The following is a 12,679-nucleotide window of genomic DNA, read 5'->3' on the forward strand; positions in this document are numbered from 1 at the left end:
GTAATTAAAGGTAATTGACCAAAATAGCCTTTACTCTTGCTTAGTTGTCAAAGATCATAAAAACCGAAAAATATCGTTTGGTTTTTGAATAAAGAACAACACAAGAACACCACCAGCAAGGTTTTAACGCTAACTTCTGTGTAAATGTGAGTTGGAATTATACGCATATTTTCTTAAACTATACTTAAAAAATTATTCTTCGCATAAGTTTGAAAACTTCATACTAAAATACCCCAAAAATCCCTCAATAAAATGGATAAATTTCAGACAGACGAATTACTTCAAAATATTGACGATTTTTAGCATAAATGTATATAGTCGCATCTTGGTTAATCTCTCTAATTGCAGTTGCACTGCCACAGTGAGGTACCCCCAACGAATTAAAATAAATTGTTTTATTCACGCTTGTACAACCTTTTGTTTGCCATTTAATTTCTACCTCATCGACGCCATAATTTTTGCCGATTCTTAGCCTATCATCGCGAATATCACGGCAATTTTTGGGCATATCGATGTAATTATACCACGACTTACATTCCCCTGTAATGGGGTTTTTTGCAATATCTACAAATCCCATTGGGCGATTATCAATATCTCCGCTACGACGAGGACGTTTTGCAAAAATAGAATAAGTTGCACCAATAAATCCTTCGTTCTGGTTAGAGATTGTATGAAATTGTAACCTCCAAGATTGTTCAAGAATCTTCTTTAGTCGCATTTCCTCAGCAATATTAAAGGGCTTATTGTAATTGCGTATTCCGCTCCTATCATCTCTCATTGCAAGATTCCTTGTTAATAATAAATCACTAATGATCTGATCTTTTGCTTTTTTGAGGTCAATACTTTCCCATCGCACCAACGCCACAAAGCCAATCAAACCTATACATATCAATAAGCAAATCATTTCCAAAAGACTAAAACATTTCATCAAACAATCTACTTAGCAGACAACTTAGAAGAAAGATAATATTTTGCCACAACACTTCCATAATACTGAATTACAATTTCACCCTTATCTCCAGATAGGCTACTTAAAACATAATCACCCCCTGACTGGATTCCATAAAATTCCAGCCTTTCTCTCAATCTTGAATCAGGTGTATAAATAGCGGTAATTCCAAGTTTTTTTAATTCATCGGCTAATTCACGTACAATATAGAATTTATACGCAAAATGATCTTGTGGTTCATTCAATAATGGAAAAAAGAATTTATTACCAATCAAACCAATCCAAGAAAGTAATAATACGAAAAAAATAATTTTTGCCCATATTAGATATTGTCGCCTAAATGGTTTTAACCGCACCCTTAATCCTGACAAAAAAACCTGCATACATAGCACAATTCCCGGCATTAAAAAAGGTACAAACCATTCTAAAAACAGTCTTTGTCTCATAGAAAGTAAAAGAGAAATAATCAATGTAATAAATGATAAATACCACACTAATTGTTTTCCTTGCTTAAGTAGCAAACGATACAAAACATAGACATAGTAAATAAATAAAGCAGGAGAAAAGAGTAAAGCAAAAACACCGAGTGTATCCAAAAAAAATCCCTTAGGAGAACCACTAATACCTAATTCACCAATATAAATCTTTCCAATTAATAACAAAAATGCAAGTATTGCTGAAATAAACCTGTGTCGCAAAAATGTATAAAAAAAGAAAGCGATATAAAAAATCACAAAACTAGGACTGACCCAAAAAGAAAGAATAAGAAATAAATAAAATAACTTTGAATTTCGCACCTCTGTATAAAGAATTAAAAGTACAAATAAGAGTGTTGTTCCACCATTTCCAATCAATACGGAAGAAATATTGCTAGCAGGCAACAAAGAGAATAAAATTGTTGCACCAAACGCATCTTTTGGTTGCTTAAGAACCTCTACAGCAAACAAATAAAACAAGTAAAGACTACAAAGATGTTGCAAAATATAAGGAATGCGGTAAATATCGTATTTATCAAAGAATATTTTTACCCATTCAAATAAATACAATCCAATACCGCTATGATTTGCAATACGACGCACCTCATATAAACTAATACTTAACTGATGAGCGACATAAAATGCCCATAATGCATTCAAGACCAATAAAAGAATAATATACTTTTGTATTTTTCTTTTCTCGTTCTCAATCATTTTATTGCACCTTATGCTAATTCTTTCACCTCGAATCGATGTTTGTGTAATTCTCCTCGAATAATATCCTGGTGTTCTCCACCTTTTGTTTCAAGCACAATCGTAATACTTGCGTCACCATAATCTGTAAGTGTGCGATCATAATCTACTTGCACGATATTTGCTCCCACTTGCGTTAAAATATCAGTTAGCTTTTTTAAACTACCTGGCTTATCAACTAACACAACGGAAAATTTCATTTTTCTTTGCGACTTTAGCAGACCTTTTTCAATAATTACGCCAAGCATGGTTACATCAATATTACCTCCACTTAGTACAATAGCAACATTCTCTTTTGGTTTGAATGTAATTTTATTATGTAATAAAGCTGCTACACCAACAGCTCCAGCCCCTTCAACAACAACCTTTTGATTCTCCAATAAATATAAAACAGCATTTGCAATTTCTTCATCATCAACACAAACCATTTCATTTACACTTTCAAGAATATATTGAAAGGTCTTTGAATGCACATCGCGTACAGCAATACCATCAGCAATAGTATGGACACTCTTGCATTCTTGAATTTCCTTAGCTAAAAATGATTGATACATTGCAGGAGCACCATAAGCACTAACTCCAATAATTCTTACGCTAGGCTTCATTTGTTTATACAATGCTGCTACGCCACTAATTAAGCCTCCGCCACCAACAGGAAGTATAATTGTATCAATATCACTTCTTTCACGAATAATTTCAAGCCCTACTGTTCCCTGCCCTGCAATAACACTATCATCAGCAAAAGGGTGAATAAAAAACAAATCATTTTCTTTAGCATATTCTTGTGCATAAGCATAAGCTTCGTCATAATTATCACCAGATAAAATAACTTCAGCACCCAACCGCCTAACCCCATTCACTTTTAATAAAGGTGTAGATTCAGGCATAATAATAACCGCCTTAATGCCAAAATATCTTGCACTATACGCAACGCCTTGTGCATGATTTCCGGCACTTGCAGCCAAGACACCTTTACTTCTCTCTTCTTCACTCATCAATGCAATACGATTAAATGCACCCCTTAACTTATATGCCCCTGTGTGTTGCAAATTCTCTTGTTTAAGATAAATATTCGCCCCACTTAATTCACTCATTCTTGGTGCAAAAATCAATTTTGTTTGATGGGCAATAGTAGAAATTCGCTCATAAGCTTCAACAATTTGACTTAAAGCAATCATACCCCTAACCTTTGATGTTCTATTTTAATGCAAATATCCTCAATATAGGGAATATTGTGTTCTGCACACAATTTCTTTGCTTCTTGATTATGTAAACCCAATTGTACCCAAATACGAGAAGTTTTTTGCGAATCTATTGCCTCTTTAACAATATCTAATATTGCTTCGCTTTTTCTGAAAATATTTAATACATCAACCTTATAAGGCAGTTCAGCGATATTACGATAAACTTTAAAGCCAAGAATTTCATCACCCTTTGGATAAATAGGATAAAGTTTATAGCCGTTATTTTTTAAATATTTTCCCACCTGATAACTAACTTTATCCGGATTATCTGAAAGTCCTACAATTGCGATATGCTTTCCGCTTAAAAAGCTTTTTATTAATGCATCATCATAACTTTGCATTCTCACTCCTTAATATTGCTAGGAATTGTAGCAAAAAATCTAACTTTAATGAACAATTCTTAGTATTCTTTGATATTTTATTCAGCTAGACTGAATCCATCACAATATATAATACACCACATTCTATAATAAAGGTGTTTCTTGAAGCAAGAAAAAGCATATAAATTACTCGCAATTGCTACAAATATTTCACACAATGAAGCAAAATCAATGATAGATAGCGGTATTGTTTATGTTGGTCATCGTCGTTTAAGGGTTGCACGTGCACTTTTAGATACAAAAACACATTTTAGAATAGAAAAAATTGCAAAACCTTCCGTATTGTATAAGCAAGATTCTCTGCTTATATTAGATAAACCCTGTTTAATGACTTCTGAAGAATTACTCCGATTTTATCCTGACTATCAACTTCTTAACCGCCTCGATAAAGAAACAAGTGGAGTGATTCTTTTAGGATTAAAGGACGATGAAGAATTACAAAAAAAGACTATTCATGCCTTTAAAAAACAAGAAGTCTACAAGGAATACCTAGCTATTGTTAATGGACTTATTAACGATGAAATGCAAATAGATAAACCCATTCTAACACAAAAAAATTCAAAAGCAAAATCAACCATTCATCAAAAAGGAAAACCCGCACTCACTCATATAACACCTTTAGAATACGAAAATAAAAAAACTTTACTGAAGGTAGTCATTAAAACTGGTCGCACTCATCAAATCCGAGCTCATCTTGCTTCCATTGGCTATCCAATACTAGGTGATATGCAATATGGTGGAAAAGAAGCAAAAAGAATATTCTTGCATTCCCATAAAATTAACTTATTTAACATTCAAATCACTGCCCAAAAACCATCTGATTTTAAACTTTAAAACTAATCAAATTTCTTTTGTCCGGTAATTTGAAGTTTAAAAACATGATGTTCAAAGATAGCAACTTCAAAGATAGCTTCAAATACCTTAATGTCTAACACGAAACCTTCTACCTTCACTTCTCGCTTTTTAGTATCATTTTGTAGCATTTCTGCCCTTAAATCCAAAGTATTACCTAACTCAAATGGAGCAAAAAAATAGCATTGTGCAGAAATAGGTACAGCGTTAGGTTCATTCACCGCACACATAGCCGTATAATTTGCAGCTGAGAATAAGTAACCTGAATGCACTAATCCTAAAGCATCAACCTTCATTTTAGAATTAGGTGTAAAACTTACCGCACAAAAACCTGGACGTAATTCCTTAACAATCCCAAATGTAGAAGTATCTGCCTCCGTATAAACCTGCTGAATGGTTATATTATCTTTATTTAAGGGGGCAAGCTCTTCATCTTCTGGTAGATTAACCACGCCTTGTTGTTCGTCCATTATAATTCCTTTATATTAGATTTTTGCATAGACATAGATCCTTTGTGGGGCAGGATAGCCCTCAATACTAAATTGCCCAGAAGAATCTAAAAAATCACCCAAACTCTGCTCACTACTCCAACAACTTACACGTTGTTCTTCGATTGTTGTTTTAACAATATCAAGGCATTGTATCTCTTTAAATCCTGCTCGATAAAGCCAATTTTCTAAAGTTTTTTGAGTGGGGATAAAATATACATTCTTCATTCTAGCATATCTTTCCTTAGGAAAAAGGGCAACCTCATGATGACCCTCAATCATCAATGTATCTAAAAATAGTTCCCCGCCTGGAGTTAAAGCATTTTTTAGAATTTTTAATGTTTGAATAGGATCAGAGCGATGGTATAAAACACCTAAACAGAATAATATATCAAAATATGGTGGCGTATATAAAGGTAAATGTTCCACGCCCAATAATTCAAACACAATAGGGCTTTGCAAAAAACGATTCATTAGAAGAAATTGCAAATAAGCGAGAAATGAAGGATCAAATCCAACCAATTCACGTGGTGAAAATTCTAACATTCGATACAAATAATAGCCATTATTGCAACCAATATCCCCTATCCTTTTCCCATTAAGCTGTAAATATGGTTTAAGAATGTCAAATTTCTTAGAACTCACCCATTCACTATCAATGAAAAAATTACCGATATAAAATGGACCTTTTCTCCAAGGTTTTAATTGCTGTGCAATTGTGTAAATTTCTGTAGAAATCTCCGCTTCAAAGCCCACAATACCCCGCGAAAGAAGTTGAGAATCTAGCGAAAAACATGGAGTTTGCAAGGATTCTATACATTGCAACAACGGCTTTAATATTTTATTATTCATTACCTTTTGTCGTTGCTTGTCTAATTCTTGTTGCATTAACTATTTCTTTCTTTATAATCTAAGTAGCCAAATTCCTTCCATAGCTCGAAGTGACCATCTTTGCGTAAACACCCAATTGAAGGAAGAGGAACGCCATTGAATGTATTATTTTTAACAATTGTGTAATGCACCATATCTTCAAAAATCACTTCACTTCCAACCTGAAGTGGTTCTTTAAAGCTATAATCTCCAATTACATCACCTGCAAGACAAGTTGGACCACCAAAACGATAAGTATGCTCTAAAATTTCTGGCTCTGAAGAATCCCTCACCATTGGACGATAAGGCATCTCAAGACAATCAGGCATATGAGCACTCGCACTTACATCTAATATTGCAATATCCATTACATTATGCACAATATCCACAACACTGCCTTTCAAAAATCCACATTGCCAACCAATTGCCTCACCGGGTTCTAAATAAACCTCTACTTGTTGGTGCTTTTGCCGAAATTTCTGAATCAACTGAATTAATAATTCAACATTATAATCAACTCTTGTGATATGATGTCCACCGCCAAAATTAACCCATTTCATCGAATCAACTAAATGCCCAAAATACATTTCAAAATGCTCAAGTGTGCGTTCTAAGGCATCACTATTCTGCTCACAATGTGTGTGAAAATGCAATCCACTGACACCATTTAAATCACATTTTTCAAGTTCCTTTGGAGTGATACCTAAGCGACTTCCCTCGACACAAGGATTATAAATAGGCGGGGAAACTTCTGAATACAGAGGATTCACGCGAATTCCACAATCAACTTTGCGTTCTGCATTTAAAACTTTTTGCTTGAATGTGTGTAGTTGATGGGGAGAATTAAAAATAATATGGTCTGCAATTTCTAAAAGTTCATCAATCTCTTTTTCTTTATATGCTGGAGAAAAGACACAAATTTCACCTTTAAACTCTTCACTTCCAAGCCTTGCTTCATAAATCCCACTTGCAGTAACTCCTGCTAAATATTGCTGAATCAAATCAAATGATTTCCACATAGCAAAGCCCTTTAATGCGAGAAGAATTTTTGCTCCACTTTCTTCTTGAACATGTTTAAGAATCTCTAAATTCTGGATTAGCTTTTTTTCCTCCAAAACATAGCAAGGAGAAGGAATTTGAGGATATAATGTTCTCATCTAATTTTCCTTAATGTGTATTTTCAAGAATCACAATAGCGATAATAACAAAACCAATGCCAATCCACCCTATAAAATTAAGCTTTTGTTTAAAAAAATACCAACCACCAAGTGTTGTTCCTACAATACCAATTGCACCCCAAAGTGTATAAGCAATGGCAAGTGGAATTTCTGTGATAGCCAAACTTAAAAGATAGAATGCAAGCCAAACAAGCACAATGGCAGATACACCATAATTAATCCGCTTGAATCCATCTGAAAGATTCAAGAGTAGATTTGCAATAATATCTAAAATTGCAGATAAAACAATAAAAACAAAAACAAAACTCATCCATTTTCCTTATTAGGATTCTCTTCATGTACTTCACCTAAATTAATCAGCAGAATTCCACAACCTGCAAGAATCATTGCAAATATTTGCCAATAACTAAGAGATTCACCAAAAACCACCAACGAAAAGAGAACAACTAAAATTAAGCCCAAAACTTCCCATACTGCATAAGCAATTGCAACTGGAATTTTTCTAATTGCTAATGCCATAAAATAATAAGAAATAGCTATCATACAGCACATTGTGCTATATTTTAACCAATTCTCATCAATTTGTTTCATTAAACTCACACCACATACCTCAAAAATAATCGCCACAAACAAAAAAAGCCAATTTTTAAACATCACACTCCTTTTTTAATATAAGCATTTTATCATATTGTCTTTAATTTACCCATTTTATCTATAATTTGGTCACAAAACTTTATTCGGAGGTTTCTTATGAAAAACATTCTAATCAGGCTTCTACCCTTGTTTTTCCTTAGCTTTGCATTTGCACAAGCAGAGGATTTCATTATTAACAATGACGAGCAATTTGTTCTGAAAGAAAGTAAGAATGATTTAAAGCAAACCTTACAAAAAGCAAAAGATTTTATTGCTAGTAAGGGATTAAAATTGTTTTATATTGTCGACCATGCAGCAGCTGCAAAGGAGGCTAAAAAAAATTTAGAACCCACGCAAGTATTAATTTTTGGTAACCCTGCTGCTGGTGCAGATAAAATGACTGCAACACCAAATCTGGCTGTACAACTACCGCTAAAGTTACTTATTTATGAGAGAAAAGGTAAAACTTTTGTTGGGTTTGTGCGTCCGACTTCTTTTGCTATCCCATTCAAATTGAGTGCAAATGACGCATTCTTGAATAATACGGAAAAGTTACTTCAAGATCTAAGCGATGCAATCAGAAACTAGAATTTAAACGCTGATAACTTAATAGTATCATAGCCTTCTATTTTAAGTGAGAGTGGTCACTATAACACCACTCTCCTTAATAGTAGTTGTTTGTTTCTTATTATCTTCATTATACAATCATTTTTTAATATTCATTCATTACTAAAATTACACCCTGAAAAAAATCTATAATATTTTCATTTTTACCGTTCAAAAGCCTTTTGTATACTTTTGCCAGTGGTGAAAACTCGCGCTTATCACTCTTGAGAACCAATAAACCTTCTGTGCTTAATTTCCATTCAAACCCATAATCTTTAAGAATTCTATGCCACAGTAGCTTGCCTAAATAAGCTCCATACATAGAGGTTAACTGCCAAACCTCTTCCTCTTTGTCTTGTGCATTATTTAATAAACAATAATGACGTTCTAATGCTTTTTCTAATTCTCCTACACTTTTTTCTGAATAATCCAACACGTAAGGAATTGCTTCCTGAATTGCCATAGAACTCAAGCGATCAACCGTGTTTTGTATGGAAGTCTGTATTTTCAAAAAGAATCCTTGCTAAATTTTTTTTCACAGCAAACAGAAACAACACAATCCATAAAAATATCAGGTTTTTGAATCTCCATAAAAAGGGATTGTATAAAGGGAAAAAGATTTTTTAGACCAATAATAAGAAATTCTATTGCATCTTCTAACTTTTTAAATTTCTCTTTTTGCATCGTTCTTATTAAATATTCTCGCACAATCGCGTAATCCAAAAAAATTGCCTCTTCATAATCATATTGTAAATAGCACTGAATAACTACCTTTTGGGGAACTTCCCGCTCAAAGGGTAACAAACCAATAATTGTCTGAAAACTTAAATCTTGAATTTTAATTAACATAACTAAAACCTAAATCACTTTTTCTTCCTTTCCTTGAATTAAACGCTTAATATTTGGGATATGCTTATATAAAATAATAAACGCAATAATAATAATGGGAGCATGAGTCTGGATAATAGGTAAAACAGGGTGTAAAAAGTAATTACTAATTAAAAACCCAAATAATCCTGCCATAGAGGCTAATGAAGATACGCGAAAAACTTTTCCTACGATAAACCATGCCACCAATCCAATCACTGCTTCAAGAGGAAGCATTACAAACATAACGCCGACACCTGTCGCGATACCTTTTCCACCTTCAAATCCTAAATAAGGACTAAAACAATGCCCAATAACACTCAATACAGCAATTGCCCATTGTGTTTCAGCACTAATATCAAAGAAATATTTTGCAATAAGAATAATGACCGCACCTTTAGTTGCATCAAATATAAATGTGGTTAGAGCCAAAATTTTTGCCTTTTTTGCATCTATTTCTTTAACAACACGCAAAACATTTGTTACCCCAATACTCCCACTTCCTGCTTCCCTCAAGTTAATACCATAAATAATTTTAACAATCAACATTCCAAATGGAATACCTGCAATCAAATAAGTAATTAGATAGAATTGAATGTTGATATTACTCAAGATTTCCATCTTATTTCTCACATTTTCTACTATCAACTTCAATAATTGTATGCACATTGCCACGCGGATAAAAATCTGCTTTTACTACCAATTCTTTAGGTTGCAATTTATTCCACAATAAACTATAAATTTCATTTACACTATCTTCATGACTAATGTAGCGTGTACGAAAAGAATTAATATAAATTTTAATTGCTTTCAATTCTATAACATATCTTTGAGGAACATAATCAACATAGATTGTTGCAAAATCTGGATAACCACTACGCGGACAAAGGCAAGTAAATTCAGGTAGTGTTAAGCGAATAGTATAGAACCTATCATTCTTATTTTCCCAAATCTCAATCTCATCAGGATTGAATTCCGTAATTTCTTTTTCACCATATTTCATTTTTATTCCTTAAATATCAAGATTTTTTACATCATTTGCATGTTCTTGAATATAATTTCGTCTTGGCTCAACTTCATCACCCATAAATAAAGCAAAGATTTTATCCGCTTCATCTTCATCAATCTCTTTTTGAGTTTTATCAAATTCTGAATGTGTAATTTTTACACGCAATAAATGACGGTTATCTTTCGTCATTGTTGTCTCCCATAATTGTTCAGGATTCATCTCTCCTAAACCTTTATAGCGTTGAATATTTGCACCTTTTCTAGCACTTTCTTCAATTTCTTCCAAGGTTTTAATAATATCTTTACCCTCAAGAAATCCTAAATCCCGTTTTGTAATATCTTGATATTTTTCTCTTGCTTCTTTAAAAAATACATCACAAAAAAGATTTTGATTAATTTCAATGCTTTGTAATCCATTATTTGTTTGAATATATAACATCAAACTATCTTCTTGAAAATAGGTATTCAGAATATGATAATTCAATGTTTGAATAAATGATTCAATCTTTAAATATAGTTCCCTAATTTCTAACTGTTCAATTTGCGGATTTTCGATTAAATATTGTACAACTTCAACTAGACTATAACGTTTTGCAATGTTATTTAAAATTGCACGATAAATGCTAACATTCTTCAAAAAATCTAAAAGTTCCCTAGAGCCAATATCCTTAAACACAAAATTCTCAATGCCATTTTCAATTAAATAACCACTCAAAGCACGGTCATCTTTTAGATAGATATCTGTCTTACCCTTCTTAAAACGATAAAGTGGAGGTTGAGCGATATATAAATAACCACATTCAATCACAGGCTTTAAATAACGGAAAAAGAAAGTCAATAGTAAAGTTTGTATATGACTCCCATCAACATCAGCATCCGTCATGATAATTATCTTTTCATAGCGAATTTTAGAAATATCAAATTCATCACCAATACCACAACCAAGTACGGTAATCATATTTTTAATTTCCTCACTTTTAAGAATCTTATCTAAACGACTTTTTTCGACATTTAAAAGCTTACCTCTCAAAGGTAAAATGGCTTGAAAAAATCTATCTCTACCGCTTTTTGCAGAACCCCCAGCACTATCACCTTCAACTAAAAATAATTCAGATTCTGCAGGGTCTTTACTCTGGCAATCTGCAAGTTTACCCGGAAGTGTTCCTACACTAAAACTTTCTTTTTTTCGCGTAAGCTCTCTTGCCTTTTTAGCAGCTTCCCTCCCTCTTGCCGCTAATAACGCTTTTTGCATAATTGCTTTTGCATCGTTTGGATTTTCTTCAAAGAATTTTGACAATTTTTCATAAACGATTTTTTGTACAATCGGACGTACAAAAGAATTACCTAACTTACCTTTTGTTTGTCCTTCAAATTGCGGTTCTGAAACGCGTACAGACACAATCGCAACTAAACCCTCACGAATATCCTCACCGCTCACTTTTACATCTTTTTCACGCGTAGAAGCATTTGCCTCAATATAATTGATAATCGCACGACTTAATCCTGTTCTAAAACCCGCTTCATGAGTTCCACCTTCTGGAGTCTTAATATTATTCACAAAGCTATATAGTCGCTCATCAAAACCATCATTATAAGCTAATGCAATGTCGACTTCTAGACGATTATCCTTTTCATCTGAACAATCACTAAAGCTTACAATTTGTGAAAGTAAGGTTTTATGATTAATTTCTGCAACAAATTGTTTTAATCCACCCTCAAAATGGTATTCTTCTTTAATACCACTACGCTCATCTTTAAAAATAAGGGTGATATTTGGATTAAGGAATGCTAATTCTTTAAATCTACGACTAAGAATATCAAAAGAAAAAATGACTTCTTCAAAAATTGTATCATCGGGTAAAAACTGAATGATTGTGCCATTTTGTGTTGTTTTTCCGATAATAGTTAAATCATCTTGTGGAATACCTTTTTGAAAATGTTGCTCATAAATTTTACCATTCTTATGAATTGTCATTTTCAAATTACGAGAAAGTGCATTTACAACAGATACACCAACCCCATGTAATCCTCCAGAAACTTTATAAGTGTCATTATCAAATTTACCCCCTGCATGCAATGTTGTTAAGACAAGAGTAGCTGCGGATAGATTTTCTGTTGGGTGAATATCTACAGGAATCCCACGTCCATTATCTCTAATAATGGCATATCCATCTTGAGTGAGTGTAATTTCTATACGCGTACAAAAACCTGCCATCGCTTCATCAATAGAATTGTCGACAACTTCATAAATAAGATGGTGTAACCCTTTAGAATTTGTATCACCGATATACATTCCGGGACGAACGCGAACAGCCTCAAGTCCTTTAAGAACCTTAATATTCTCGGCTGAATAATGATTTGTTTCCATTTGTTTC

The 12,679-nt window shown here is 33.2% G+C and carries 16 protein-coding genes; 2 read left to right on the forward strand and 14 right to left on the reverse strand.

What is annotated here, in order from left to right; genetic code table 11:
- Positions 1–244 precede the first annotated feature (244 nt).
- From CCZ01_RS08225 to CCZ01_RS08240, 4 genes are read right to left on the reverse strand one after another with little or no spacing between them, the layout of a single operon-like run.
- Positions 245–928: a pilus assembly FimT family protein gene (locus tag CCZ01_RS08225; protein ID WP_112052743.1), complete on the reverse strand. Its 684-nt coding sequence runs from the start codon at positions 926–928 to the stop codon at positions 245–247.
- An 8-nt stretch (positions 929–936) separates the two neighbouring features.
- Positions 937–2,139 (reverse strand): hypothetical protein, encoded by a 1,203-nt coding sequence (locus CCZ01_RS08230; RefSeq protein ID WP_112052744.1) that lies wholly within the window; start codon positions 2,137–2,139, stop codon positions 937–939.
- An 11-nt stretch (positions 2,140–2,150) separates the two neighbouring features.
- Positions 2,151–3,356, reverse strand: a complete 1,206-nt coding sequence (gene ilvA, locus CCZ01_RS08235; protein ID WP_112052745.1) for a threonine ammonia-lyase — start codon at positions 3,354–3,356, stop codon at positions 2,151–2,153.
- A complete protein-coding gene (locus CCZ01_RS08240; protein ID WP_112052746.1) occupies positions 3,353–3,763 on the reverse strand; it encodes a CoA-binding protein in 411 nt (136 codons plus the stop codon). The genes ilvA and CCZ01_RS08240 overlap by 4 nt, the downstream gene beginning before the upstream one ends.
- Positions 3,764–3,904: 141 nt before the next feature.
- Here CCZ01_RS08240 and CCZ01_RS08245 point away from each other — a divergent pair, with 141 nt between their 5' ends.
- Entirely contained in the window at positions 3,905–4,636 is a 732-nt protein-coding gene (locus CCZ01_RS08245; RefSeq protein ID WP_258437114.1) for an RluA family pseudouridine synthase, read from the forward strand.
- 2 nt (positions 4,637–4,638) lie between these two features.
- On the opposite strand, the gene CCZ01_RS08250 is transcribed toward CCZ01_RS08245, so the two are convergent.
- From CCZ01_RS08250 to CCZ01_RS08270, 5 genes are read right to left on the reverse strand one after another with little or no spacing between them, the layout of a single operon-like run.
- A complete protein-coding gene (locus CCZ01_RS08250; protein WP_112052747.1) occupies positions 4,639–5,124 on the reverse strand; it encodes a PaaI family thioesterase in 486 nt (161 codons plus the stop codon).
- A 15-nt stretch (positions 5,125–5,139) separates the two neighbouring features.
- Positions 5,140–6,030 (reverse strand): tRNA 5-methoxyuridine(34)/uridine 5-oxyacetic acid(34) synthase CmoB, encoded by an 891-nt coding sequence (cmoB, locus tag CCZ01_RS08255; protein WP_258437117.1) that lies wholly within the window; start codon positions 6,028–6,030, stop codon positions 5,140–5,142.
- Positions 6,030–7,169: a carboxynorspermidine decarboxylase gene (nspC, locus tag CCZ01_RS08260; RefSeq protein WP_112052748.1), complete on the reverse strand. Its 1,140-nt coding sequence runs from the start codon at positions 7,167–7,169 to the stop codon at positions 6,030–6,032. Before nspC ends, cmoB begins: the two co-directional genes overlap by 1 nt.
- A gap of 10 nt (positions 7,170–7,179) precedes the next feature.
- The gene (locus CCZ01_RS08265) at positions 7,180–7,500 is read right to left on the reverse strand and encodes an SMR family transporter (protein ID WP_112052749.1); all 321 of its coding nucleotides are present in this window, start codon (positions 7,498–7,500) and stop codon (positions 7,180–7,182) included.
- Positions 7,497–7,844 (reverse strand): DMT family transporter, encoded by a 348-nt coding sequence (locus CCZ01_RS08270; RefSeq protein ID WP_112052750.1) that lies wholly within the window; start codon positions 7,842–7,844, stop codon positions 7,497–7,499. The genes CCZ01_RS08265 and CCZ01_RS08270 overlap by 4 nt, the downstream gene beginning before the upstream one ends.
- Before the next feature lie 96 nt (positions 7,845–7,940).
- Between CCZ01_RS08270 and CCZ01_RS08275 the strand changes: the two genes are divergently transcribed.
- Complete coding sequence (locus CCZ01_RS08275) at positions 7,941–8,411, forward strand: DUF302 domain-containing protein (RefSeq protein WP_112052751.1); 471 nt, start codon at positions 7,941–7,943, stop codon at positions 8,409–8,411.
- Positions 8,412–8,535: 124 nt separating this feature from the next.
- Here the strand turns inward: CCZ01_RS08275 and CCZ01_RS08280 are convergent, their stop codons facing one another.
- The 5 genes from CCZ01_RS08280 to gyrB are packed head-to-tail and all read right to left on the reverse strand — an operon-like array spanning position 8,536 to position 12,672.
- Positions 8,536–8,940 carry a hypothetical protein gene (locus tag CCZ01_RS08280; protein WP_112052752.1) on the reverse strand — a complete coding sequence of 135 codons (405 nt, stop codon included), beginning with the start codon at positions 8,938–8,940 and terminating at the stop codon, positions 8,536–8,538.
- Entirely contained in the window at positions 8,937–9,278 is a 342-nt protein-coding gene (locus tag CCZ01_RS08285) for a dihydroneopterin aldolase (protein ID WP_112052753.1), read from the reverse strand. Before CCZ01_RS08285 ends, CCZ01_RS08280 begins: the two co-directional genes overlap by 4 nt.
- A 9-nt stretch (positions 9,279–9,287) precedes the next feature.
- Entirely contained in the window at positions 9,288–9,917 is a 630-nt protein-coding gene (plsY, locus tag CCZ01_RS08290) for a glycerol-3-phosphate 1-O-acyltransferase PlsY (protein WP_112052754.1), read from the reverse strand.
- A gap of 1 nt (position 9,918) precedes the next feature.
- The gene (gene queF, locus CCZ01_RS08295; RefSeq protein ID WP_112052755.1) at positions 9,919–10,299 is read right to left on the reverse strand and encodes a preQ(1) synthase; all 381 of its coding nucleotides are present in this window, start codon (positions 10,297–10,299) and stop codon (positions 9,919–9,921) included.
- 9 nt (positions 10,300–10,308) lie between these two features.
- Positions 10,309–12,672: a DNA topoisomerase (ATP-hydrolyzing) subunit B gene (gene gyrB, locus CCZ01_RS08300; RefSeq protein ID WP_112052756.1), complete on the reverse strand. Its 2,364-nt coding sequence runs from the start codon at positions 12,670–12,672 to the stop codon at positions 10,309–10,311.
- Between the last annotated feature and the right edge of the window lie 7 nt (positions 12,673–12,679).

Origin of the sequence: Helicobacter monodelphidis (assembly GCF_003288845.1) — a bacterium.
Lineage (GTDB): Bacteria > Campylobacterota > Campylobacteria > Campylobacterales > Helicobacteraceae > NHYN01.

Coding starts and splice junctions, on each gene's coding strand:
- CCZ01_RS08265 (WP_112052749.1), bottom strand. CDS start 7,500: ATGAGTTTTGTTTTTGTTTTTATTGTTTTATCTGCAATTTTAGATATT.
- nspC (WP_112052748.1), bottom strand. CDS start 7,169: ATGAGAACATTATATCCTCAAATTCCTTCTCCTTGCTATGTTTTGGAG.
- ilvA (WP_112052745.1), bottom strand. CDS start 3,356: ATGATTGCTTTAAGTCAAATTGTTGAAGCTTATGAGCGAATTTCTACT.
- CCZ01_RS08285 (WP_112052753.1), bottom strand. CDS start 9,278: ATGTTAATTAAAATTCAAGATTTAAGTTTTCAGACAATTATTGGTTTG.
- CCZ01_RS08270 (WP_112052750.1), bottom strand. CDS start 7,844: ATGTTTAAAAATTGGCTTTTTTTGTTTGTGGCGATTATTTTTGAGGTA.
- CCZ01_RS08230 (WP_112052744.1), bottom strand. CDS start 2,139: ATGATTGAGAACGAGAAAAGAAAAATACAAAAGTATATTATTCTTTTA.
- CCZ01_RS08225 (WP_112052743.1), bottom strand. CDS start 928: ATGAAATGTTTTAGTCTTTTGGAAATGATTTGCTTATTGATATGTATA.
- CCZ01_RS08250 (WP_112052747.1), bottom strand. CDS start 5,124: ATGGACGAACAACAAGGCGTGGTTAATCTACCAGAAGATGAAGAGCTT.
- plsY (WP_112052754.1), bottom strand. CDS start 9,917: ATGGAAATCTTGAGTAATATCAACATTCAATTCTATCTAATTACTTAT.
- gyrB (WP_112052756.1), bottom strand. CDS start 12,672: ATGGAAACAAATCATTATTCAGCCGAGAATATTAAGGTTCTTAAAGGA.
- cmoB (WP_258437117.1), bottom strand. CDS start 6,030: ATGCAACAAGAATTAGACAAGCAACGACAAAAGGTAATGAATAATAAA.
- CCZ01_RS08240 (WP_112052746.1), bottom strand. CDS start 3,763: ATGCAAAGTTATGATGATGCATTAATAAAAAGCTTTTTAAGCGGAAAG.
- queF (WP_112052755.1), bottom strand. CDS start 10,299: ATGAAATATGGTGAAAAAGAAATTACGGAATTCAATCCTGATGAGATT.
- CCZ01_RS08275 (WP_112052751.1), top strand. CDS start 7,941: ATGAAAAACATTCTAATCAGGCTTCTACCCTTGTTTTTCCTTAGCTTT.